At 73.4% G+C, this 24,144-nt stretch carries 20 protein-coding genes; 8 read left to right on the forward strand and 12 right to left on the reverse strand.

What is annotated here, in order from left to right; genetic code table 11:
- Positions 1-60 precede the first annotated feature (60 nt).
- From FKD65_RS37765 to FKD65_RS37785, 5 genes are all read left to right on the forward strand, one after another.
- A complete protein-coding gene (locus tag FKD65_RS37765) occupies positions 61-1,650 on the forward strand; it encodes an FAD-binding oxidoreductase (protein ID WP_141587333.1) in 1,590 nt (529 codons plus the stop codon).
- A gap of 5 nt (positions 1,651-1,655) precedes the next feature.
- The gene (locus FKD65_RS37770) at positions 1,656-2,537 is read left to right on the forward strand and encodes a diacylglycerol kinase family protein (RefSeq protein ID WP_141583931.1); all 882 of its coding nucleotides are present in this window, start codon (positions 1,656-1,658) and stop codon (positions 2,535-2,537) included.
- Positions 2,538-2,863: 326 nt separating this feature from the next.
- Complete coding sequence (locus tag FKD65_RS37775; protein WP_141583933.1) at positions 2,864-4,378, forward strand: metallophosphoesterase; 1,515 nt, start codon at positions 2,864-2,866, stop codon at positions 4,376-4,378.
- 157 nt (positions 4,379-4,535) lie between these two features.
- A complete protein-coding gene (locus FKD65_RS37780; RefSeq protein ID WP_141583936.1) occupies positions 4,536-5,036 on the forward strand; it encodes a DUF4234 domain-containing protein in 501 nt (166 codons plus the stop codon).
- Positions 5,037-5,341: 305 nt separating this feature from the next.
- Positions 5,342-7,030: a bifunctional 3'-5' exonuclease/DNA polymerase gene (locus FKD65_RS37785; protein WP_240809801.1), complete on the forward strand. Its 1,689-nt coding sequence runs from the start codon at positions 5,342-5,344 to the stop codon at positions 7,028-7,030.
- Here the strand turns inward: FKD65_RS37785 and FKD65_RS37790 are convergent.
- Positions 7,012-7,698 (reverse strand): SGNH/GDSL hydrolase family protein, encoded by a 687-nt coding sequence (locus FKD65_RS37790; RefSeq protein WP_141583939.1) that lies wholly within the window; start codon positions 7,696-7,698, stop codon positions 7,012-7,014. The genes FKD65_RS37785 and FKD65_RS37790 overlap by 19 nt on opposite strands.
- An 11-nt stretch (positions 7,699-7,709) precedes the next feature.
- A complete protein-coding gene (locus FKD65_RS37795) occupies positions 7,710-9,101 on the reverse strand; it encodes an MFS transporter (RefSeq protein WP_141583942.1) in 1,392 nt (463 codons plus the stop codon).
- 117 nt (positions 9,102-9,218) lie between these two features.
- On the opposite strand from FKD65_RS37795, the gene FKD65_RS37800 reads away from it, so the two are divergent.
- Positions 9,219-9,830, forward strand: coding sequence for a TetR/AcrR family transcriptional regulator (locus FKD65_RS37800; protein ID WP_141583944.1), 612 nt, complete (start codon positions 9,219-9,221; stop codon positions 9,828-9,830).
- A gap of 6 nt (positions 9,831-9,836) precedes the next feature.
- Here the strand turns inward: FKD65_RS37800 and FKD65_RS37805 are convergent, their stop codons facing one another.
- The 10 genes from FKD65_RS37805 to FKD65_RS37850 form a co-directional block, all read right to left on the reverse strand.
- Positions 9,837-11,114, reverse strand: coding sequence for a flavin-dependent oxidoreductase (locus tag FKD65_RS37805; protein ID WP_141583947.1), 1,278 nt, complete (start codon positions 11,112-11,114; stop codon positions 9,837-9,839).
- A 10-nt stretch (positions 11,115-11,124) separates the two neighbouring features.
- Positions 11,125-11,925 (reverse strand): ABC transporter ATP-binding protein, encoded by an 801-nt coding sequence (locus FKD65_RS37810; protein ID WP_141583949.1) that lies wholly within the window; start codon positions 11,923-11,925, stop codon positions 11,125-11,127.
- Positions 11,926-12,000: 75 nt separating this feature from the next.
- Positions 12,001-12,867, reverse strand: coding sequence for an ABC transporter permease (locus FKD65_RS37815; protein WP_240809802.1), 867 nt, complete (start codon positions 12,865-12,867; stop codon positions 12,001-12,003).
- A complete protein-coding gene (locus FKD65_RS37820; protein ID WP_141583951.1) occupies positions 12,864-13,640 on the reverse strand; it encodes an ABC transporter permease in 777 nt (258 codons plus the stop codon). Before FKD65_RS37820 ends, FKD65_RS37815 begins: the two co-directional genes overlap by 4 nt.
- A complete protein-coding gene (locus tag FKD65_RS37825) occupies positions 13,637-14,620 on the reverse strand; it encodes an ABC transporter substrate-binding protein (RefSeq protein ID WP_141583953.1) in 984 nt (327 codons plus the stop codon). The genes FKD65_RS37820 and FKD65_RS37825 overlap by 4 nt, the downstream gene beginning before the upstream one ends.
- Before the next feature lie 35 nt (positions 14,621-14,655).
- Entirely contained in the window at positions 14,656-15,510 is an 855-nt protein-coding gene (locus FKD65_RS37830; protein WP_205718396.1) for an ABC transporter ATP-binding protein, read from the reverse strand.
- 5 nt (positions 15,511-15,515) lie between these two features.
- Complete coding sequence (gene mdlC, locus FKD65_RS37835) at positions 15,516-17,120, reverse strand: benzoylformate decarboxylase (protein WP_141583957.1); 1,605 nt, start codon at positions 17,118-17,120, stop codon at positions 15,516-15,518.
- Positions 17,117-17,965 carry an ABC transporter permease gene (locus tag FKD65_RS37840; protein ID WP_141583959.1) on the reverse strand — a complete coding sequence of 283 codons (849 nt, stop codon included), beginning with the start codon at positions 17,963-17,965 and terminating at the stop codon, positions 17,117-17,119. The genes mdlC and FKD65_RS37840 overlap by 4 nt, the downstream gene beginning before the upstream one ends.
- A complete protein-coding gene (locus tag FKD65_RS37845) occupies positions 17,962-18,771 on the reverse strand; it encodes an ABC transporter permease (RefSeq protein WP_141583961.1) in 810 nt (269 codons plus the stop codon). The genes FKD65_RS37840 and FKD65_RS37845 overlap by 4 nt, the downstream gene beginning before the upstream one ends.
- A 21-nt stretch (positions 18,772-18,792) precedes the next feature.
- Positions 18,793-19,773 carry an ABC transporter substrate-binding protein gene (locus FKD65_RS37850; RefSeq protein ID WP_141583963.1) on the reverse strand — a complete coding sequence of 327 codons (981 nt, stop codon included), beginning with the start codon at positions 19,771-19,773 and terminating at the stop codon, positions 18,793-18,795.
- Between the two features lie 733 nt (positions 19,774-20,506).
- Between FKD65_RS37850 and FKD65_RS37855 the strand changes: the two genes are divergently transcribed.
- On the forward strand, positions 20,507-23,689 hold the full coding sequence (locus tag FKD65_RS37855) for a nitrate- and nitrite sensing domain-containing protein (protein WP_205718398.1): 3,183 nt from the start codon (positions 20,507-20,509) through the stop codon (positions 23,687-23,689).
- Positions 23,686-24,135, forward strand: coding sequence for a roadblock/LC7 domain-containing protein (locus FKD65_RS37860; protein WP_141583968.1), 450 nt, complete (start codon positions 23,686-23,688; stop codon positions 24,133-24,135). The genes FKD65_RS37855 and FKD65_RS37860 overlap by 4 nt, the downstream gene beginning before the upstream one ends.
- The last annotated feature ends 9 nt before the right edge of the window (positions 24,136-24,144 follow it).

Below are 24,144 nucleotides of genomic sequence, written 5' to 3' on the forward strand. Positions count from 1 at the left end.
CACAGTGTAAGCCACCAGGAAGCCGGGTCGTCGAGGGAGGCGGGCGTGGAGACGCGCGACATGCTGTGGAGCGGCTGGGGCGACCCGGCGAAGGCGGCGCCGCTGCCCGAGCCGACGGTCGGCCTGCTGCGCGACCTGCTCGGCGTGCGGCCCGCGGGGGCGCCGCCCGCCGACCTGAAGGGCGTGAAGGTCGCCGCGCCCCGCCTGTCGGGGAACGACCTGACCGCGCTCGCCGCCGTCGTGGGCGACGGGCACGTCCGCGCCGACACCGAGTCCCGGCTCCGGCACACCCGCGGGAAGTCCACGCCCGACCTGCTGCGCATCCGGGCGGGCGACGCCTCCGACGCCCCGGACGCGGTCGTCCTGCCCGGCGGCCACGGCGAGGTGCTCGCCGTGCTGGAGGCGTGCGCCGCGCGGCGGATCGCGGTCGTCCCGTTCGGCGGCGGAACCTCGGTCGTCGGCGGGCTCGCGCCGCGTGGCGTGGACGCCTTCGTCGCTCTCGACCTGCGGCGCATGGACCGGCTGATCGAGCTGGACGAGGTCTCCCGGACCGCCGTCCTGGAGCCGGGCCTGCGCGCCCCCGCGGCGGAGGCGCTGCTCAACGAGCGCGGCTTCACGCTCGGGCACTTCCCGCAGTCCTACGAGTGGGCGTCGGTCGGCGGATTCGCGGCGGCGCGCTCCAGCGGGCAGGCGTCGGCCGGGTACGGGCGGTTCGACGACATGGTCGTGGGCCTGACCGCGGCCACCCCCGAGGGGGAGCTCGACCTCGGGCGCGCGCCGAAGTCGGCCGCCGGGCCCGACCTGCGCCAGCTCGTCCTCGGCTCGGAGGGCGCGCTCGGCGTGATCACCTCCGTGCGGGTGCGGGTGCATCCCGTCCCGGAGGCCAGGGAGTACGAGGGCTGGCGTTTCGCGACCTTCGACCAGGGCGCCGCCGCGCTCCGGCGGCTCGCCCAGGACGGCCCCCTCCCGGCGGTCCTGCGCCTGTCGGACGAGACCGAGACCATGGTCGGGCTGGCCGATCCGGCGGCGATCGGCGGCGGGTCGGCCGCGGCCGGGGCCCTGGCCGTCCTCGGCTTCGAGGGCGCCCGCGACCCGGTCGCCGAACGGCGGGCCAAGGCCGCGGAGGTGCTGCGCGGCGCCGGAGGCGAGCCCCTCGGCGCCGGGCCGGGGGAGAAGTGGGAGCACGGCCGCTTCAGCGCCCCTTACCTGCGCGACTCCCTCCTGGACGTCGGCGCGTTCGCCGAGACGCTGGAGACAGCCGCGTTCTGGTCGGACATCCCCGCGCTGTACGAGGCCGTCCGGTCCGCGCTGACCGGGACGCTGTCGGGCGCCGGGACGCCGCCGCTGGTGATGTGCCACATCTCGCACGTGTATCCGGCGGGCGCGTCCCTGTACTTCACGGTCGTGTCCGCGCAGGGCGCGGACGCCGTCGGCCACTGGGCCGCCGCCAAGCGCGCGGCCTGCGACGCGATCCTCGCCGCGGGCGGGACGATCAGCCATCATCACGGGGTGGGGACCGACCACCGCGACTGGTACGCCCGGGAGATCGGGCCGCTCGGCGTCGCGGTGCTGCGCGCCGTCAAGGACCGGGTCGATCCCGCCGGGATCCTCAACCCCGGGGTCCTCGTCCCTCCGGCGGGAAGGGAGTGAGCGCCGTGCGCGCGTTCACCGCGATCGTCAACCCGGCGGCGGGCGGGTCCGCGTCCGCCTCGTGCCTGATGCCGCTCGCCCGGCGGCTGCGCGACGCGGGCGCCGAGGTCGACGTCGAGTACAGCCGGAGCATGGAGCACGCCGCGGACGTCGCCCGCGAGGCGGGGGAGGCCGGCCGGGTGGTGCTCGGGGTCGGCGGGGACGGCCTGGTCGGCTGCGTCGGCGGGGCCCTCGCCGGGACGGGCGCACTCTTCGGGATCGTCCCCGCGGGGCGGGGCAACGACTTCGCGCGGCAGCTCGGCGTCCCGTCCGACCCGGAACGGCTCGCCCCGCTGCTGCTGGAGGGCGAGCCCCGCGCCGTCGACGCGATCGACGCCAACGGGACGGCCGTGCTCGGCAGCGTCTACGCGGGCGTGGACGCCGTCGCCAACGACAACGCCAACCGCACGCGGCTGCTGCGCGGCTCGGCCGCCTACTACGTCGGGGCGCTGCGCGCGATCGCCTCGTGGCGGCACGCCGACTACCTGATCACCGTCGACGGCGAGAGGCACCGGCGGGAGGGCTACACCGTGGTCGCCGCCAACTCCGGCTACTACGGCTTCGGCAAGCACATCGCCCCCGACGCGCGCGTCGACGACGGGCTGCTGGACGTCGTGCTCATCCGCAAGGCGCCGAGGACGCTGTTCTTCTCGGTCATGCGGGAGCTGGAGTCCGGAACCCACGTCCGGCGGCCCGAGGTGGAGGTGCTGCGCGGCCGCGAGGTGCGCATCGAGCTCGCCTCCGGGACCGGCAGGACGCTCCCCTACGGCGCGGACGGCGAGCTTCCCGGGGTGCTCCCGGTCACCGCGCGGGTGCTGCCCGGCGCCCTCCGCGTCCTGGCCCCCTGACCGGCCGCCCGAGGTTTTGGATGCACATTTAGGGCGGTTTACGCGCCCATTACGGCTCTCCGGATAGCGTCGGTTACGTCCCGCTACGGGACCTTGGGGCTGTCTGTGGAGGCATCATGAGAAGGCGACTCTTCGCCGTTCTGGGGGGACTCATGATGACCGCAGGCCCCCTCGTCGTGGTGGCGCCGGCGTCTCTGGGGGTGGCGCCGGCGTCAACCACGCTCGGCTGACGAACTGTCGGCTTACTGGCGCCGTGTCGGCTTGACGCCGCACCTGCCTCCGGACAGGGTGTGAGGACCCCCTCACCCCCTGTCCGGAGGCATTCTGTGTCTGCCGAGGTCCCCCCCGGACCCGAGAACTCGCGCACCTCCGAGGAGGGAGCCGGCTGGGCCTGCGGCAGGCCGGGCCACTTCAACGAACTGCTCCCCGCGCGCGTCCCGGACTTCTCCTGGCGCCGCCCCTCGGTGCTGTGGCGCTCGCGCAACGACGTGCTCGCCCGGCTGTTCGGAGACCCGGCGAACGCGATCCGCCGCCGCTGCGTGACCGCCCTGCGCGAACGGGGCACGCCCGCGGCGTTCACCGTGCACCGCGCGGCCGCGGAGTTCTCCTTCGTGCTGGTCGGCGACACCGGCGAGGGCGACCGGTCGCAGTACGCGGTGGTGCCCCCGCTGCTGCACGCCGCCGCGGACACCGACTTCATGGTCATCGCCAGCGACGTCATCTACCCGACCGGCGACGCGGCCGACTACCCCGAGAAGTTCTTCCGCCCCTACAAGGACTACCCCGCCCCCATCTACGCCGTGCCCGGCAACCACGACTGGTACGACGGGCTGCGGGGCTTCCTGCACGTCTTCTGCGGCCTGGACGAGAACTGCTCGCCGCCGCCGTGGCGCGGCCCGCTCGCGTTCGTCCCGCGCACGCTCTGGCGCCACTCGGGGGAACTCGACGCGGAGGCGCTCGCGCAGGCCCGCCGGCTGTACCGGGGCGCGCCCGGCCAGCAGGCCGTCCAGCCCGGCCCGTACTGGGCGATCGACACCCCCTCGCTGCGCATCATCGGCATCGACACCGGGATCACCGGCGCGCTCGACCGCGACCAGGGCCGCTGGCTGCGGGAGGTGTCGGGCGGCCCGAAGCCCAAGCTGCTGGTGACCGGGAAGCCGCTGGTCGTGGACGACGACCACCGCCCCGGGCCGATCGAGGGCGGCGGGACGGTCGACGAGATCGTCCAGGACCCGGCGCACCACTACGTGGCCGCGATCGGCGGCGACATCCACAACTACCAGCGCTACCCGGTGCGGACCGGGGACGGCCGGACGATCCAGTACGTCGTCTCGGGCGGGGGCGGCGCCTTCATGCACGCCACGCACATCATCCCGCGGACCAGGGTGGTGGAGGAGGACGACTTCCGCTGCTACCCGCTGCGCGGCGACTCGCTGTCGCGCTACAGCAAGCTGTACGGCCGGTGGCTGCGGATGCCGGGGTTCTTCGAGCTCACTCCCGAGGAGGCCACCGCCGCCGTCCAGCACCGCCTCGGCATCAGGCCGGGGCGCGGGTACGACGGTCCCGCCCCCTCGCGCCGCGCGCGCTTCGTCGCCGCCCTCCTCGGAGTCCCGCGCGGCGGCCGCCCGCGCGCCCGGTTCCTGCGGCTGCCCGTCCGCAGGATGCCGCAGCGGTTCCGTTCGGAGCTGGCCGACTGGGACCGGCCGCCCTTCTTCAAGAACTTCCTGCGCCTGGACGTGACGGAGTCAGAGCTGCGCATCCGTTGCTTCGCCGCTACGGGGTGCGGGGACCATGAGACGTCTCCGCCGTGCGAGGACGAGGTGACGATTCCGCTGCGCTAGCCGGATCTCTTTGGAGGTTTCACCAGTAAGAGGCGAATGTGCGCGATCTTGCCTCACGGCGCGCCCCGATCCCGTTACAGTCGTGGCTCACCACACCGGTGAACGGTAACGGACGGTCGGCCGGAGAACGACCGCGTCCTTCAGGAGAGCTTCTCAAATGAGTTACCCCCAGCAGGGTCAGGGCCAGCAACAGCAGCAGGCGTACCAGGGCGGCTACACGCCCGCCCCGGCGCAGCAGCAGGCGCCCGCCGCCGTCGGCACCGGGCGCAACATGAAGCGCCGCAACCCGGTCGGCGCGTGGCTCGGCCTGCCGATCATCACCTTCGGAATCTACGGCCTCGTCTGGTTCTTCAAGGTCCACAACGAGCTGCACGAGTACGACCGCCGCATCGACAACGCCGCCACCAACGCGCTGCTGTCCATGCTGTTCGGCGGCATCACGCTCGGCATCTGGCCGCTCGTCATGTGGGTCAAGCTCGGCGGGCGCATCGCCGAGGCCCAGAAGGCGGCCGGCCTCCAGCCGAGCTGCAGCGGCGGCATGGGCTTCCTGCTCGGCATCTTCGGCTTCGGCGTCCTGTACTACCAGCTCCAGCTGAACAAGGTCACCGACCGCTACGGCGACACCCCGGCAGGCCAGCAGGTCTCGCTTGCTGCCTAGCATTTCTCTCCTCCTTCGGGCCTAGCGGCCCTCCATCGTCGAGAAATGCGGGCGATCGCTGGCATCGCTCCGGCTCGCCTTGCGGCTCGCTGCGCGATCAGATTCTCGCTTCGCTCGAATCTGCCTTCGGACGCGATCGCAACGGTGAGGTTGTTGCCGGCTGAGCTTCAAACGCTGTGAGAGCAGCGGGCCGCGGCCCTGGCCTGCTGGATCGATTCGCGCTGGACCCCTCCGTGATCATTCGCGGAGGGGTCTTCGTCATGTGCGGGGGCCTGTTTGTCGGTGGGTGGGGTCAGAATGGGCGGGTGAGGATCGCGGTCGCGGCCGGGCGTGGGCGTGGGGGAGCGCTGCGGGCGGTCGCCGAGGACGGGGCGCCCACGGGGCCCGTCCAGGAGGTCCCCGATCTGGTCTCGGCCGTCGCCGAGCGGGAGCGCGACTCCGCGCCGCGGTGGGTGTGGCCCTCGACGGCGCGACTCTACCCCCGGCTGCTGGAGGCGGGGGTGCGGGTGTCGCGCTGCCACGACCTCGAACTGGTCGAGAGCCTACTGCTCGGCCATGCCGGGCGGTACGGGGAGCCGCGCTCGGTGCGGGCCGCGTGGGCGCGGCTGCGCGGCGAGCCCGTCCCGGCCGACGCTCCGCCGCCCCGGGAGGACGCGGCGCAGCCGTCGCTGTTCGACGACGGCGCCGGCCGCGAGGAGGCCGCCGACGACATCGGGCAGGTCGTGGCGGTGCACGCCGAGCAGCAGCGCGCCGCCGCCGGGCTCGGCGGGTTCGCGCTGCTCGCGGCGGCGGAGTCGGCCGGATCCCTCGTGGCCGCCGAGATGGGGCACGACGGGCTGCCCTGGTCGGCCGCCGAGCACGACGCGCTGCTCACCGAGATGCTCGGGCCGCGCCCCACGGGCGGGCTGCGGCCCCGCCGGCTGCAGGACCTCGCCGACCGCATCAGCGCCGCGTTCGGGCCGCGCGTGCACGTCAACCCCGACTCCCCGGCGCAGATCCTGCGGGCGTTCGCCGCGGCGGGGCTGCCGGTCCCGTCCACCCGCGCGCACGTCCTCAGGCAGCTCGACCACCCCGCCGTCCCGCTGCTGCTGGAGTACAAGGAGCTGTCGCGGCTGCACGCCGCGCACGGCTGGACATGGCTCGACACGTGGGTGAGCGGCGGCCGTTTCCGCCCCGAGTACGTCGTCGGCGGCGTGGTGTCCGGGCGGTGGGCGACGAGCGGCGGCGGGGCCCTGCAGATCCCGCGCGTGCTGCGCAAGGCCGTCGTCGCCGACCCCGGCTGGTCCCTGGTCGTCGCCGACGCGGCGCAGCTCGAACCCCGGGTGCTGGCGGCGCTCGCCGGCGACCGCGCGTTCTCCGAGGCCGCCGCGCACGGCGACCTCTACGCGGCCCTGTCCGACGCGTTCCGCGACGACGCCGGCGGCGGGCGGACCGCGCGCGACAAGGCCAAGATCGCCCTGCTCTCCGCCATGTACGGGGGAGGGACGGCCGACGCGGTGCAGCTCCTCGCCGTCCTGAAGAGCCGGTTCCCGCAGGCGTTCGAGTACGTGGAGGCCGCCGCGAGGGAGGGGGAGCGCGGAGGGCTCGTCCGGTCCCGCCTCGGGCGCACGTGCCCGCCGCCGTCGGCCGGGTGGCGGGAGCTGACGGCGGCGGGCGACGACGACTCCCCGGGGCCCCGGCAGGGCACGGCGGCCCAGGCGCTGCGCGGCCGGGGCCGCTTCACCCGCAACTTCGTCGTCCAGGCCACCGCCGCCGACTGGGCGCTGGCGCTCCTGGCCTCCCTGCGCCGCCGCCTCACCGCGCTCGGGCCGCCCCGCCTGGTCTTCTTCCAGCACGACGAGGTCATCGTGCACAGCCCCGCCGAGCTGGCCGAGGAGGTCGCGGGCGCCGTGCGCGACGCCGCCCGGGAGGCGCGCCTGCTGCTGTTCGGCGACACCCCCGTCGTCTTCCCCATGGAGATCGCGGTCGTCGACCGCTACGCCGACGCCAAGTGAGCGGCCAGCGCCCGGATCGTGTTGGCGGCCGCGAACGCGTGCCCCCGCGCGTTCAGATGCAACTGGTCCCCGCAGTAGATGCCCGGATCGGCGGCCATGGGGTGCCCGTGAGGGTTGTCGACGTGGCAGGCGCCGTGCTCGGCCGCGACATCGGCGGTGAGCTCGGCCAGCAGCCGCGTCCGCGCCGAGATGACCTCGCGGTAGCGGGACGGCCCGAGCCCGGCCGCCGTGATGTCCAGCAGCCCGATCGTGACGACGTCGGCGCCGGCCGTGCGGAACGCCGAGACCATCGCGGTCAGCTCGCGGCGGACGCCGTCCGCGTCCAAGTCGGGACGGAGCATGTCGTTGCCCCCGGCGACCACGAACGCCAGGTCGGGCCGGAAGTCCAGAGCCGGCCGGAGCTGCTCGGCCGCCACCCGCGCGGCGACGAGGTCGCGGCGGCCGAGGTTGACCGCGCTGAACCCGGGGTTCACCGTGCCCAGCGCCTCCTCGACCCGGTCGGTCCAGGACAGGTCGCGGTACCCGGGCACGGGCTCGCGGACGCCCGCGGCGATGCTGTCGCCGATCGTCGCCATCCGGCGCCACGGGGCGCCGGCCAGCAGCGCCGCGGCGTCGGCGGCGGGCAGCACGGACGCGTCGGTCCATTCCGTCGGGGCCGTCTCGGTCATCGTCTCCTCCTTCAGGGCTTCGCCGGACGGCCGGCGAGGAGCAGGCCGGCGGCGCCCGTGCCCGCGGCGGTGATCGTGCAGAACAGGTAGACGGCGGTGTAGTCGCCGAGCGCCGTCCGCTCCGGGAGCAGCGCGGCGAGGACGGCGATGCCGAGCGCGCCGCCGAGCTGCCGCGCCGTGGTGTTGAGCCCGGTGGCGCCGGCGAACCGCAGCGGCCCGGCCGACAGCGCGGCGGCCGTGGCCGTGCCGGTGCTGAGCATCCCGATCCCCGCTCCGACCAGGAGGCCGACCGGGAGCCAGAACGCCAGGAAGCGGGGCTCGGCGGGCAGGGCGGCGATCGCCCAGACCCCGGAGGCGACCACGACCAGCGCGCCGCCCGCCACCGCGGGGCGGACGCCGGTGCGGGCGGTGAGCCGTCCCGTCGCGACCGCCGCCGCGGTCGCGGTGAATGCGCCGGGCGTCGAGGCGAGCCCCGCCTCGAGGATCGAGTAGTGCCACTGGCCCGTCAGGAAGAGCACACCGAGGAGCAGCCACGCGTACAGCGACGTCCCGTACAGGAACGACGCGGCGTTCGCGGCGGCGAACCGGCGGTCGCGCCACAGCGAGATCTCCAGCGCGGGCACCGGGTGCCGCGCCGAGCGCCACAGCGCCAGGGCGGCCAGGGCGGCGCCGCCGAGCAGGAGCGCGAGGGTCCCGGCGCCGGTCCAGCCCCAGTCCCGGCTCTGCGTCACGCCGAGCGCGACCCCGCCCACGCCGGCGCCGAGCAGCACCGTCCCGGCGAGGTCGGGCAGCCGGCCCGTGCCCGCCTCGGCCCGGGGGAGGCGCCGCCCGGCGAGCAGCATCGCCAGCCCTATCGGGACGTTGATGACGAACACCGACCGCCAGCCGGACGCCTCGACCAGCACCCCGCCGAGGCCCGGGCCGATCGCGGCGGCGAACGCGCCCGCCGCGCTCCACAGGCCGATGCTGCGGGCGCGCCGCTCGGGGGGCGTGTCGTGCAGCAGCAGCGCGAGGGACGCGGGGATCAGGGCCGCCGCCGCGGCGCCCTGCGCGGCGCGCGTCACCAGCAGGACGGGCAGGTTCGGGGCGATCGCGCACGCCAGCGACGCCAGCGTGAACAGCCCGGTGCCCCACAGGTACAGCGACCGCCGCCCGACCAGGTCGGCGACCCGGCCGGCGGGGGCGAGCAGCGCCGCGAACAGCACCGCGTACAGGGTGATCACCCAGGTCAGGCCGGACAGCGAGCTGCCCGGGAAGTCGGCGTGCAGGTCGGCGACGGCCAGGTTGGCGACGGTGGCGTCGAGCATGGCCAGGAACGTCGCCCCGGCGGCGAGCCAGGGGACGGCCCGCCGTGCGGCGGGTGCTCCCGGCGGTGCCGACGGCCGGGCGGTCTCGGTGGTCATGGACGGATTCCCTCCCAGAAAAATAAACGAACGGTCGTACAATCTTCTTGGAAGGGCACCCGCGTCAAGGGGTTCGCGGCATTGACTTTGAACGAACGGTCGTGCAGATTTAGGGACGTGAGCACCGACGGACGGCTTCTCAAGGGCGAGCAGACCCGCAGCACGATCCTGTGCCGCGCAGCCGACATCGCCTCCGCGGAGGGCCTGGAGGGCCTGTCGATCGGCCGCCTCGCCACCGAGCTGCGGATCAGCAAGAGCGGCGTGTTCACCCACTTCGGCTCCAAGGAGGAGCTCCAGCTCGCGACCGTCCGCAAGGCGGTCGAGGTGTTCCGGCGGAACGTCGTCGAGCCCGCGCGGGCCGCCCCCGAGGGGATCCGCCGCGTCCGCGCGCTCCTGGACGCCTGGCAGCGCTACCAGCGCGAGCCCGTCTTCCCCGGCGGGTGCTTCTTCCACTCCACGATGGCCGAGTTCGACGCCAGGCCCGGCCGCGTCCGCGACGCGATCGCGGCCTCGCAGCTCGACTGGCGGGCCTTCGTGGAGCGCTGCCTCCGCGAGGCCCGCGACCTCGGCGAGATCGGCGCGGCGACCGACGTCCCCCAGCTCGCCTTCGAGCTGGACGCCCTCTGCCGGACGGGCGCCGCGCAGGCGCTGCTCCACGACGACCCGTCCCTCTACGACCGCGCCGCCCGCGCCGTGGACGCGAGGCTGGCGGCCGTCACCGCCGCCTGACGGCCCTCACGGCGGGGAGGCCGGTCCCGCGACGCCGTAGGACGGGCGGGTGTTGAGGACCTCGACGTCGGTGAAGGACGTCTGGAGGTAGGCGCTGGAGATGGCGGTCAGCTCCTCGGGCGACAGGACGTCCTCGATGGAGGCGAAGCCCCGCGGCGCCCGCTCGGCGACGAGCCGCAGGACGCGCTCGGCGGGCATGTCCCGGCAGGCGAGGACGACGGCGTTGGCCGCCTCCCGGCGCTCCTTCTCGTAGCCGAGGAGGCCCTCCGGGGCGTTCGCGGCCGTGGCCAGCTCATGCGCCAGGACCCGGGCGTCGAGGACCGCCTGGGAGCCGCCGTTGGAGCCGATGGGGTACATCGGGTGGGCGGCGTCGCCGAGCAGGGTGACGCGGCCGAACGTCCAGCGGTCGACGGGCTCCCGGTCGACCATCGGGTACTCCAGGATCTCCTCCGCCCCGGCGAGCAGCGCCGGGACGTCGAGCCAGTCGAACCGCCAGTCGGCGAAGTGGGGGAGCAGGTCCTCCAGCCGGCCGGCCCGGTTCCAGTCCGCGGGGCCGCCCCGCAGGTCGCCCGGGACCCGGACCTCGGCGACCCAGTTGAGCAGCGCCTTCCCCCGCCGCTCGGCGCGCATGGAGATCGGGTAGACCACGATCTTCGCCGCGGCGTTGCTGCCCGCGACCGCCAGGGTCCGCCCGGACAGGATCGGCTCCGCCTCGGTGAGGCCGCGCCACATCCGGATGCCGTTCCACAGCGGCGCGCCCTCGTCCGGGTACAGCTGCGCCCGGACGGCGGAGTGCAGGCCGTCCGCGCCGACGAGCACGTCCGCCGAAACGGACGCGGCGGCCCCGGACGCGCGGTCCACGAGGCGGACCCGGACCCTGTCGCCGTCCTGCTCGAACCCGTCGAAGAGGGTCCCGGTGCGGACGGCGCCCTCACCGAGCCGCGCCAGCACCGTGTCGAGCAGCAGCATCTGCAACTCGCCGCGGTGGATCGAGTACTGGGGCCAGGCGTATCCCAGCGCCCGCCCGCGCGGATCCCCCCAGATCCGGCCGCCGAACCGGTCGAAGTGCACCATCTCGGCGGTGGGGATGGCGAGCTCGGCCAGCGCGTCGCCGAGGCTCAGCTCCGTGAGCTCGCGGACGGCGTGGGGGAGCAGGTTGATGCCGAGGCCGAGGGGCCGCAGCCGGGCGGCCGAATCGACGACGAGCGCCTCGATGCCCGCCTCGTGCAGGCTTAACGCGGTGGTGAGCCCGCCGATCCCGGCTCCGATGACGAGTACGCGCATTGCCTTCCCCCTACTTGTCCAGTGCCGTCCCCGACGCGGCGGGCGCCGCGCCCGGCACCTTGGCGCCGCCCCGGACGAGCCTTCCCACCTCGGCCCGGAGCCGCACGAACTCCGGAAGGCCCCGGGTCTCGATCTGGTCGCGGGTGGACGGCAGGTCCACCGGCAGGTCGGCGTGCACCCGGGCGGGGGACCGGTTGAGCACGACCACCCGGTCACCGACGTAGACGCTCTCGTCGATGTCGTGGGTGACCAGCAGGATCGTCATCTTCTGGGTCCGGTGGACCTGCAGGACGAGGTCCTCCAGGTCCTCGCGGGTCTGCGCGTCGACGGACCCGAACGGCTCGTCCATCAGCATCAGGGAGGGGCGGTAGGCGAGGGCCCGCGCGATCGACACGCGCTGCTGCATGCCGCCCGACAGCTGCCAGGGGTACTTGCGGCCCGCGTCCGGCAGCCCCACCGACTCCAGCGCCTCCTGCGCCGCCGCGCGCCGCTCCTGGCGCGACTTGCCGCGCCGCCGCAGCGGCAGCGCCACGTTGTCGCGGACGGTCAGCCAGGGGAACAGCGAGCGGCTGTAGTCCTGGAAGACCACGGCGAGGTCACCGGGCACCCCGTCGATCACCGACCCGTGCAGCTTCAGCGTCCCGTCGGTCGGGCGGATCAGCCCGGCGATGCACCGCAGCAGGGTGGACTTGCCGCAGCCGGACGGGCCCACGATGCTGACCAGCTCGCCGTCCGGGACGTGGAGGTCCAGGCCGTCGAGGGCCAGGTGCCCGTCGGCGTAGGAATGGGTGAGGCCGTTTATCTCGAGCATCGCGGCCGCCTTTTCTGTGTGTGCGTCATGAGAGCCGTCGGTGGGAGTCTCATCGGTCAGGGGTCGGGGACAGGGTCAGGTCCGGAGCCGCCGCGCGCCTGAGTGCCAGGCGAGCAGCCGCCTTTCCAGGAGCAGGAACAGGGTGTTGAACAGCAGGCCGAGGATGCCCAGCATCACGATGCCCGCCCACATCCGCGGCAGTTCGAAGGAGCGCTGCGCGCCGATCAGCTCCGAGCCGATGCCCGAGGTGCTGCCGAACAGCTCCGACAGCACCATCAGGATCAGCGCGAACGACAGCGCGACGCGCAGCCCCGCGAAGATCTTCGGCGCCGCCGCGGGCAGGACGACGGTCACCAGCCTGCGGGCGCGGCCCAGGCCGAACACCCGTGCCGTGTCGAGGTGCAGCGGGTCCACGGCGCGGACGCCGTCGCAGGTGTTGAGCAGCACCGGCCAGACGACGCCGAACGCGATCGTCACGATCTGCATCGTCGCGCCGAGCTGGAACACCATGATGAAGAACGGCACCAGAGTGGGCGGCGGCACCGCGCGCAGGAACTCCAGCACCGGGTTCAGCAGGTCGAACAGGGTCCGCGAGCGCCCGATCGCCGTCCCGAGCGCCACGCCGGCCGCGCCCGCGGCGGCCCATCCGGTGAACAGGTGGGCGAGGCTGGTGGAGAAGTCGTCGAGCGCCTTGCCGGTGAAGAACACGCGGCTCGCCGGGCCGGAGAACCACAGCTCGTGCAGTGCGGACGCGATCGTCGTGGGCGGCGGGAAGTAGGTCTCGTCCACCGCCCGGGTGACGAGCTCCCAGAGCACCGCGACGAGGGCGACCAGCCAGACCCGCTCGGCGACCCCGCGCACCGCGCCCGCGGCCCTGGGGCCCGCGCCCGCCCGCGCCGTGCGGGCGTCCACGTCCGCCGCCGGCCCCGGTTCGGTCTTCACGCGACCCCCTCGACCCGGGCGCCGTGCCAGCGGAACGCGAGGCGCTCCATCCCCCGCAGGCCGGTGTTGACCGCCAGGCCGAGCGCGCCCGCCCAGCAGGCCCCGGCCAGCAGCAGGTCGCTGTTGCCGCCGCCGGACTGGGTCTCGCTCAGGTAGATGCCGATGCCGTCGACCCCGCCGGCGAAGAGCTCGGTGCTGATCACGACGATGAGGGCGACGGACGCGGCGATCCGGACGCCGGTCGCGATGAACGGGGCGGCGCTCGGCAGCGACACCCGCCACAGCACCGACAGCGGCCCGAACCCGAAGCAGCGGAGGCTGTCCTTGGCCACCGGGTCGACGTCGCGGAGCGCGTAGAGGGTGTTGACGAGGATCGGCCACAGGCAGGCGTAGAAGACCAGCGACATCTCCACCCGCGTCGGCTCGGCGAACACGATGATGGCGAGCGGGATCAGCGCGACCGACGGGATGGGCCGCATCAGTTCGACCAGGCCGCGCGCGGCCGTGCCGAGGAACGGCACCGAGCCGAGCAGGACCCCGAGCGGGACCGCGGCCAGCACCGCCAGCACGAGCCCGCCCGCCCACGCCCTGAGGGTGGCCGCGACGTCCACGAGGAACTCCTGGTCGGCCGCCAGCCTCGCGGCCTCCCCGCCGATGGCCGACGCCGGGGGGAGCGCCGTCGCGTCGACGAGGCCGCCGCGGCTCAGGACCTCGACCGCGGCGGCCGTGCAGGCCGCCCCGGCGGCGCCGAGAAGGAGGCGGCGGTACCTCATGGGGCGGACGCGACGAACGCCGAGGCGTCGATCCTCTTGTCCACGTACTGGTAACGCTGCATGAGGTCGGCCACCCGCTGCAGCGCGGCGGGATCGACCGACGTCGGGTAGGTCCCGTAGCTCATGGAGGCGGCGACTCCGGCGTCGATTCCCTTGGCGTAGGTCGGCAGGATGCTCCGCACGAGCCCGCGGTCGCCCGCGGCCATCCCCTGCGCCTTCTGGAGCGCCCGCTGGAACGCGGCGACCGTCTTCGGGTTCTTCTTCACGAACTTCTCCGTGGCGGCGTAGCCGGCGATCGGCAGGCCGTCCGTCTCACCGGTGGACAGGTCGGCGACCATGCGGGCGCCCATCGACTCGCGCATCTGGGTGCCGAACGGCTCGATCGCCTGGACGGCGTCCACGCTCCCCGACTTCAGCGCCTGCTCCATGGCGGGCGGTGCGATCTCCACGAAGTTCCTGTCCTCGTCGAAGGTCACGCCCTGGGGCTGCCCGGCGGCGCGGACCAGCATCGTGCTCACGTTGCGCTTGGTGTTGACGCCGATCTTCTTCCCCGCCAGGTCCTTGATCGTCCGGTAGGGGGAGTCGCCGCGCACCATCAGGGTGTGGGTCTTGGACGCGCTGCGGAACCCGTCCGCGACGATCCTCGGCTTGAAGCCGGGGTCCTTGGTCCCGGCGGTGAGCAGGGAGACGTAGTTGCCGAAGCTGAGGTCGAGCCGGCCGCTCTTCAGCAGCGGGACGCCGGCCGCCCCGCCCTGGATGACCTGCGTCTTCACGGTGAGGCCCTCGGCCTTGAACAGTCCCTTGGAAAGGGCGATCTGGACGGGCGCGGTGTCGGCGACCGTCATGGTGCCGAGCGTCACCTCGGACTGCTCAAGGCCGTTGGCCGACTTCTCGCCATCGGAGCCGCCGCAGGCGGTGGCGGACGCGAGCGCGAGTGCGAGCACGCCCGCGAGGGCCGCTCGGGAGTGGGAAGCAGACATGAGTATGCTCCATGCGCGGGGGGATCCTTGAAGGCTTAACCTTTCACAGTTCCCCGCGCCCCGGAATGGGGCGCGGCCCCCACCCTCTCGCCCGTCCCGCCCGTCCCGCCCGTCCCGGCGGTCCCGTCCGCCGCGCCGTTCCCGGCGGCGCCGCGGACCAGCCGGCCCACCTCGGCGCGCAGCCGGACGAACTCGGGGTCGGACCGCGTGGCGATCTGGTCGCGGTCGGCGGGCAGCCCGACGGGCAGCTCGGCGCGGATCCGGCCCGGGTCCCGGGCGAGCACCACGACCCTGTCGCCGAGGTAGACGCTCTCGTCGATGTCGTGGGTGACGAGCAGGATCGTCACGCCCTGGCTCCGGTGGACCTGGAGGACGAGGTCCTCCAGGTCCTCGCGGGTCTGGGCGTCCACCGAGCCGAACGGCTCGTCCATCAGCATCAGCGACGGCCGGTACGCCAGCGCCCTGGCGATCGACACGCGCTGCTGCATCCCGCCCGACAGCTGCCACGGGAACTTGCCCGCCGCGTCCTTCAGGCCGACCGACTCCAGCGCCTCGGCGGCCCTGGCGCGCCGCTCCGACCTGCCGAGCCCGCGGCGCCGCAGCGGCAGGCCGACGTTGTCGCGCACGGTGAGCCACGGCATCAGCGAGCGGCTGTAGTCCTGGAACACCACGGCGAGATCGTCGGGGACGCCGTCGATGGGGGCGCCGTTCAGCACGACCTTCCCCTCGCTCGGCGCCATCAGCCCCGCGATGCACCGCAGCATCGTCGACTTCCCGCACCCGGACGGCCCGACGATGGTGACGAGCTTGCCCTCGCCGACCCGCAGGTCCATGCCCTGCAGGACGCGGTGGCCGCCGTAGGCGTGGCCGAGACCGGTGACCTCCAGCATGCCGCTCACCCCGCCTCGGGCGCGTAGGCGGCGGAGTCGTCGGGCGCGACCCGCACGTCGATGACGAACGGGCCGTCGTGCGCGAGCCCCTCGGTCATGGCGGCGTCCAGGTCCGCGGCGCGGGTGACGGTCCTGCCGCCGCAGCCGAGGCTCTGGCCGAGCGCCACGAAGTCGATGCCGTGGATGTCGGTGCCCGGGACGGTGTCCAGCTCGATCCGGCGGCCGAGCGCCTTGACGGCGCCGTACCCGTGGTTGTTGAGCACGAGGACGGTCATCGGGACCCGGTGCTGCGCGGCCGTCCAGAGGCTCTGCACCGAGTACATGGTCGAGCCGTCGCCGATGACGCAGACGACGCGCTCGCCCGACCCCGCGATGGCCCGCCCGACCGCGACGGGCAGGCCCCAGCCGAGCGCGCCGCTGCCGGTGGTCAGGAAGCCCCCGGCCCGGGTGATGGGCAGCCGCGCGTGGAACAGGTCCCGGTGGCTCGGGCACTCCTCGACGATGACGGCGTCCTCGGGCATCCGCTCGCGGAGCGTCTCGATGACCAGCGCGGGGTCGATCGGGTCGGTGGCCTGCGGCCTGGCGAGCCGCTCCAGCGGTTCGGGGCGCGGCCGGTCGGCCTTGCCGACGAGCTCCAGCAGCCCCGACACGCCCGCGTCGATCGTGGTGAGGACGCTGGTGCCGACCGGCGCCCACGCGGTGGTCGCCGGGTCGCAGTCGAAGTGGAACAGCCGCGCGCCCTCGGGGATGACCCGCCCCTCCGAGTGCACGTGGTAGGTGAAGACGGGCGCGCCCAGGACGAGGATGACGTCGTGCCCCTCCAGCCGCGCCGACAGCTGGGCGCGCACGGGCGGCAGGAAGCCCCGGAACAGCGCGTGGTCCTCGGGGAACCCCGAGCGGCCCGACAGCGGGCTGATCCAGACCGGCGCGCCGGTCCGCTCGGCGAGTTCGACCACGCCGGGCAGCGCGCCCTCGTCCTCCACCCCGGCGCCCACGACGATGACCGGGTTCGCGGCCTCGTCCAGCGCGGCGGCCACCTCCCGCAGGGCGGCGGGGGAGGCGGTGAAGTCGGTGCGGACCTCGCGGTGCGGGACGGGCTCGGACGGCCGGTCCCAGTCGTCCTCGGGCACCGACAGGAACACCGGGCCGCGCGGATGCGTCATGGCCACCCGGTACGCCTCGGCGAGCGCGGCGGGCACGTCCTCCGCCCGCTCGGGCTGCCTGCTCCACTTCACGTACGGGCGGGGGAACTGGGCGGGCTCGTCGGCGCCGAGGAACGGGTGGGCCGGCAGCATCGCGCGGGACTGCTGGCCCGCGATGATCACGACCGGGACGCGGTCGCGGTAGGCGTTGAAGACCGCGCCGAGGGAGTGCCCGACGCCTCCGGCGGAGTGCAGGCTGACCAGGGTCGCGGCGCCGGTGCCGAGCGCGTGCCCGGCGGCCGCCGCGACGGCGACGGTCTCCTGGAGCGCCAGGACGTACCGGAAGTCGTCCGGGAAGTCGCGGAACATGCGCAACTCGGTCGATCCGGGGTTGCCGAAGACGGTGGTCATCCCCACGCTCCGGCAGAAGTCGAAGAAGGCTTCCCGGACGGTGAGCTGGGTGGTCATTCGCTGGCCTTTCGGGCCCCGCGGTGGCGGGCGAGGACGCGCCGCTCCACCACGAGGAGGATCGAGTTGAACAGGTAGCCGAGGATGCCGAGGAGCACGATCACCGACCACAGGGTCATCAGGTCGGACTGGCTCTGGGCGTTGGTCAGCATGAAGCCGAGCCCGTCGGAGGTGCCGGGCAGCAGCTCGGAGAAGACCATGAGGATCAGCGACAGCGACAGCGCGAGCCGCAGCCCGGCGAAGATCTTCGGCAGCGCGGACGGCACGATGACGAACCGGATCCGGTCGAGCGCGGAGAGCCGGAACACCTGGGCCGTGTCCATCTGCACCGGGTCGACGCTGCGGGCGCCGTCCGCGGTGTTGAGCAGGATGGGCCAGATGGCGCTGAAGATGATCGACGCGACCTGCATCTGCGTGCCGAGGCTGAAGAGCACGATGAACACCGGCACCAGGGTCGGCGGCGGAATCACCCGGGCGAACTGCAGCAGCGGCTGCAGGTAGGCCAGGACCCGCTGGGAGCGGCCGAGCGCGATGCCGAGGACGACCCCGACCACGATCGACAGCGCCAGCGCCAGGAACATCCGGCCGAGGCTCGGCGCGATGGAGTCGCCCGCCTCGGAGGTGAAGTACAGGTGGTCGGCCGGGCCGGACCACCACAGCTCCCGCATCCGGCGGACGATCTGCGACGGCGGGGGGAAGAAGGTGCTGTCGGCGGCCCGCGTCGCCGTCTCCCAGACCGCGACGAGGACGGCCAGCGGGAGCAGCCGGTGCAGCAGGCCTCCGGCGATGCGGGCGGCCGCGCCGCGGCGGCGGGCGCGGGGCGCGCTGATGGTCGCCGCGGTCACGATGCACCACTCCTCTGGGCCTTGTGCCAGCGGAACACGCGGTCCTCGCCCCGTCCGAGCACGGTGTCGATGATGAGACCGAGGCATCCGGCCCACACCGTCCCCGCGAGGACGTCCGTCGTCCCGTCCGGGACGTTGCCGGCCTGGGCGATGAACATGCCGAGACCGTCGCCGAAACCGGAGAGGATCTCGGTGCCGACGGCCAGGATGAGCGCGATGGACGCGGCCAGCCGCACTCCGGTCGCGATGAACGGGGCGGCGCTCGGCAGGGAGACGCGCAGCAGCACCTGGAACCGGCTGAAGCCGAAGCTGCGCAGGGTCTCCTTGGCCGTGGGGTCGACGTCGTCCAGCCCGTAGACGGTGTTGAACAGGATGGGCCAGCTGGACGCGTAGACGATCAGCGGCACCTCCATCTCCAGGCCGGACCCGAGGACCAGCGCGGCGAGCGGGATGAGGGCCACCGACGGGATGGGGCGCAGGAACTCCACGATGGCGCGGACCGCGGTGTTCACCGCCGGGACGCTGCCGAACAGCAGCCCGAGCGGGATCGCGATCGCACACGCGATCAGCAGGCCGAGCCCCCACGCGGTGAGGGTCACGCGGACGTTGAACAGGAACTCGGTGTCGCCCGCGAGCTCGAACGCGCGGGCGGTGATGCTGGAGGCGGGGGGCAGAAAGGAACGGTCCACAATCCCCGCGCGGCCCAGCAGTTCGCTCGCCAGGAACAGGACCGCCACCCCGGCGGCCCCCCGCGCCCAGATTCCTGGGCGCGAGAGGCCGCGGGGCGGCGTGGGCTCGTGTGCCATGAGGTGATCAGTGTCCCCGGGTCACGACGTCGGGTGGAAGAGGATCGTCTTCAGGTCCGGCTTCTGCGTGAGCAGGCCCGAGGTCTGCATCAGCTCGGCGATCCGCTGCATGCGGGTGGTGCTCAGCGAGGTGGGGTAGGCCGGCAGCGTGATGACCGAGGCCACCTGCGGGTCGATCTTGGCGTAGGAGGGCAGGACCTCCTCGACCTTCTTGCGGTCCTGGGAGGCCATCTTCTGCGCCTTGATGATCGCCCGCTGGAAGGCGGCGGCCGTCTTCGGGTACTTCTGCGAGAACTCCTGCGTGGTCACGTAACCGCTGATGGGGAGGCTGGTCACCGGCTCGCTGCCGCCGTCCACGACGACCCGGGCGCCGAACTTCTTCTCGCTGTCGGACAGGAACGGCTCGACGGTGTGAATGGCGTCGACGTCCCCCTTCTGCAGGGCGGGCGCCATCGCCGGGAAGGGCACCTGGACGTACTGGACCTTCTTCGGGTCGACGTTGTTGGCCTTGAGAATGGCGTCCAGCGTGAGCGACTGGATGTTGTTCAGGATGTTGACCGCGACCTTCTTGCCCTCCAGGTCCTTGGCGGTCTTGATCTTGGAGTCGGGCATGACGAGCACGTTCATCATGTTCGAGGTGAGCTGGGCCCCCTCGGCCAGGATGCTGAGCTTGATCAGGCCCTTCTCGTTGGCCTGCATGAACGACACGTAGTTCGCCCCGGCGATGACGTCCACCTCGCCGGCCTTGAGGGCGGGCAGTGCCTTGATGCTCTGCTGGACCGGAACGATCTTGACGTCCAGGCCCTCCTCCTTGAACAGCTTCGCCTTCTGGGCGATGTGCAGGGCGGCGCCGTCCACGAGCGGCAGCGAGGCGACCTTGATGCTGCTCTTCTCCAGGCCCTTGCCTCCGCCGGAGGAGTCGTCTCCGCCGCAGCCCGTCATGAGCGAGGCGACCAGGGTGAGCGCGCTGACCAGCGCTGAAACACGTAGGGATTGCCGCATTGGGCACTCCTTAACTCGAAGGGGGAAGCTGCTTCGGCAGGGCATGGGCCGACCAAGGCATGCGAGCCAGGGGGACCGACTGTAGCCGCGACACCGCCGTGCCCGAAGATCACGTGCGCCGGGAGCGTATCGCGGACCGCCCGGCCGAAGACGATTCGGGCGGAATTGTGTGACTCTCTTGTGTCCTTGGGAGGACCACCGCCAATCGCCGCGAGCCCGCCGGGCCCTTCGGATAATGCGCCGGATAAAGGCTTCCCGCGGGTTCTGGTGACGATCCATGGCCAAGCCTATTCGTAGAGTGAGCATGCGGCCGCCCCTGTGGCGCGAGGGGCGGGACACCGGACGGGTCTTGGTGAAGGCGAGCAGGTGGCGTCACTTTTCGCGGTCGCATGATCACGAAGCGTCCCTGTGCGCAGCGTGACGCCGCGTGCTCACTGAACCGGACATATAGGCATAAAGTCATGATCGAGTCGTTGGAAGATATCGACTCGCCTATGGTCCTTTGCGGCCTATCCATGGATGTGCTGCAATGTCGTGCGCCGGAGGCGGAGACGATGTTGTATTAACCCTTCGCGGCGGCTACGTCACGGAGAGTGCGGCATTGTGAGGGAGAGGGTGTAAACGGCGGATGCAACCAAGCGACGAGGGTCGCGACCATCCTCGGCCTGGTGACGTCGAGGTGCGGTCGGACCATTCGAGACGGTCGGGCAGGCTGAGCCTGCGGAACTGGCGCGTGCCGCAGCGGCTCATCGTGCTGATCCTGGTCCCGACGGTCGCCGCCGTCGCGCTCTCCGGACTGCGAATCTCCGGCTCGGTCAGCGATGCGGAGACGTACGGGCGCGTCGAGCGGATGGCCGAGCTCGGGCAGGGGATCACCGAGTTCGTCCAGGAGTTCTCCGCGGAGCGCGACCAGGCGATCGAGTACATAGCGGCCGGACGGCCCGCGGCGCTCCAGCCGACCCTGGAGGCGCAGCAGCGCAGGACCGACGCCCTGGTCGCCAAGGTGCGGGCGCTGACCGTCGCCATCGACGGCTCCTACGGCACCGAGGCGGTGCGCGACGCCACCACGGTCCGGAGCCGCGTCGACGGTGTCAAGGCGCTGCGCTCCCTGGTGGTCGGGACGAAGGTCCCGGCCTTCATCGTGCTCCAGAAGTACACCGACTCGGCCCAGGAACTGACCGGCGTCCTGGACGGGATCTCGCAGAACGTGGCCGACGAGTCGCTCGCGGAGTCCAGCCGCGCGCTCGGCGCCCTCGCGCGCGCCAAGGAGGCGGTCTCCCGGCAGCGGGCCCTGCTCCTGATCGCCGCGCGCGAGCGCCGGCTCGACTCCCAGGAGCTGAACGCGCTCACCGCCGCGCGCTCCCAGGAGGACAGCGAGCTCGCCGCCTTCCGCGCCTCGGCCTCCCTGGAGCAGCTCCAGCGCTTCGAGGACACCGTCGTCGGCACCAAGATCGACCAGGCGCGGGACCTGCGGCAGCGGGTGATCCAGGCGGCCGCGGCGAGCGGCGGCCTGGTGCCCCGCGCGCTCGGCACCGCCGGGTCCGCCAAGGTGATCCGCACCGCGATGACCTCCATGATCGACCAGATGCGCTCGGTCGAGCAGTACATGGCCGGCCAGATCGAGGCGGAGAGCGACCAGAGCGGCGCGGACGCGCGGACCGCCGCGATCTTCAACGCCGTCGTCGTGGCGATCCTGCTGCTCATCGTCCTGCTGATCACGATCGTCATGGCCCGGTCGCTGGTGCGGCCGCTGCGCCGGCTGCAGACCGGCGCGCTCGACGTGGCCAACGCGCGGCTGCCCGGCCTGGTCGACCGGCTGCGCGATCCCGAGGCCGCCGCGGGCGGCATCGAGGTCAAGCCGATCGAGATCGACTCCACCGACGAGATCGGCCAGGTCGCGCGGGCCTTCGACGAGGTCCACCGGGAGGCGGTCCGGCTGGCGGCCGACGAGGCCGTCCTGCGAGGCAACATCAACGCGATGTTCGTCAACCTCTCCCGCCGCAGCCAGTCCCTGATCGAGCGGCAGCTGCGGCTGATCGAGGAGCTGGAGCAGAGCGAGCGCGACGAGGAGCAGCTCGGCAACCTGTTCCGGCTGGACCACCTCGCCACCCGCATGCGTCGCAACTGCGAGAACCTCCTCGTCCTCGGCGGCCAGGAGCAGGTGCGGCGCTGGAACCAGCCGGTCCCGCTGATCGACGTCGTCCGCGCGTCGCTGTCCGAGGTCGAGCAGTACGAGCGCGTCGCGCTGCGGGTTCAAGGCGACATGACGGTCGCCGGCCCGGTCGTCAACGACCTCGTCCACCTGCTGGCCGAGCTGGTCGAGAACGCCACCGTCTTCTCCTCCGAGAACACCAAGGTCACGGTGTCCGGGCAGATGCTGAGCGGCGGCGGATGCATGCTGCAGATCACCGACAACGGCGTGGGCATGTCGCCCGAGGAGCTGGAGCAGGCCAACTGGCGGCTGGCGAACCCGCCCGTCATCGACTTCTCGGCGGCGCGCCGCATGGGCCTGTTCGTGGTCGGCCGCCTGGCCGTCCGGCACGGGATCCGCGTCGAGCTGCGGGCCGCCCAGGGCGGCGGCCTCACCGCGTTCGTGGTGCTGCCGGACGCCGTCGTCACGCCGGGCGAGTCCGGTGGCATCGGCACCCGTCCGGGCCTCGCGCCGCGCGAGGCCGGCTCCCACGGCCAGCTCGCCGCGCTCACCACCACCGCCGCCGAGCCGCCCGGGGCCGGGTTCCGGCAGGACGACTACGGGCCCGCCGCCACCATGGGCGGCGGCACCGGGGCGCACTCCGTCGCGGGCGGCACCGGCGCCCACCCGATGGTCGGCGGCACGGGGCCGCTGCGGGCGGTCCGGGGCGCCACCGGGCCGCAGCCGAGCATCAACGAGACCGGGCCGATCCCGTCCCAGGGCGGGCACGACCCCTACACCACGGGCGCGCAGCCCGCGGTTCCGCCAGCCGAGCGGCGTCCCTCGCGGGACCGCCGCACCCCCTCCGCCGACCCCTACGGGACCGGCGAGCGGCAGCAGCCGCGCAGGCCGGGGGAGCTGCCGATCCGCGAGCCGGGCACCCATCTGCAGGGCCGCCCGTCCGACGGCGGCTCCTCGAACGGGCTGTTCCAGCCGCGCAACGAGCGCGCGCAGGAGGCCGCGGGCCCCGGCACCAACGGCGCCTACGGGCCGGCCGGGCGCACCGGGCCGCTGCCCGTGGTCCCGGAGGCGCAGCCGAGGGTGCCCGAGTCCGGCGGCGCACGGCAGATCCCGTGGGAGACCGGGCCGCTGGAGCAGGTCTCCGATCCCTACGCCGAGGACGTATCGTCCATGTCCGCTCCCAACGTGCCGGAGGGTCGCATCCCCGAGCCGCCACCCGTCCCCGAACCGGCCGTGCGGGCGGCGGCCGCGCAGCCGGAGCCGAAGGCCCCGCCGCGGCTGCCCGAGCGCTCGCCCATCTTCGACGCGATGCAGTCGGAGTGGTTCCAGCACAGGTCGGGCGACGCGGGCGGCGAGAACCCCTCGAGGGGCTGGGAGTCCCCGGCCGACGCGGGCTTCCGCGCGGCCGAGGCGGCCCGCGAGCCCGTTGCGGCGAGCCGCACCACCGTAGGACTGCCCAAGCGGGTGCCCGGCAAGAACCGCATCCCCGGGGCGGTCGGCCGCGGGGCGCAGGACGCGCCCCAGGCGCCGGCGGGTCCGCCCCAGGGCGGCCGGCAGCCGGCCCCCGGGCAGCAGGCGCAGGGCCTGCCGCCCGAGATCCCGCAGGGGCGGGCGCAGGGCCACGGCCAGTCGGCCGACGATGTACGCAACCGCTTCGCGAGCCTGCAGCGCGGAGTCCACCGCGGACGCCACGAGGCACGCGGCGCAGGCACGTCAGGTGAGGTTCCGTCACAGAGTGACGGTGAGACAGGAGGCACCCGGTGAGCGGGCAGGATCTCAACTGGTTGGTGACGAACTTCGCGGACCGTGTCGCGAAGGTCGCGCACGCCGTCGTGGTCTCCTCGGACGGACTGCCGATGGCGTACTCGGCGGGCTTCCCGCCGGAGCGGGCGGACCAGCTTTCGGCGATCGCCTCGGGACTGATGAGCCTCACGCAGGGCGCGGCGAAGATCTTCGACGCCGGCGGCGTGAACCAGACCGTCGTGGAGATGGACCGCGGACTGCTGTTCGTCATGTCCATCACGAACGGGTCGGTGTTCGCGGTGCTGGCCGCCCCGGACTGCGATCTCGGGCTGGTGGCCTACGAGATGACGCTGCTGGTGGAGCGGGTGGGACGGGTGCTGACTCCCGCCCTGCGCGCCCAGGACCAGCAGCCCCCGTACTCGGGGCCCTCGGTGACCGAGATGGGCGCTGGGCCCGCCCGCTATTGACCGTGACTG

The organism is Actinomadura sp. WMMA1423 (genome assembly GCF_006547145.1).
Lineage (GTDB): Bacteria > Actinomycetota > Actinomycetes > Streptosporangiales > Streptosporangiaceae > Spirillospora.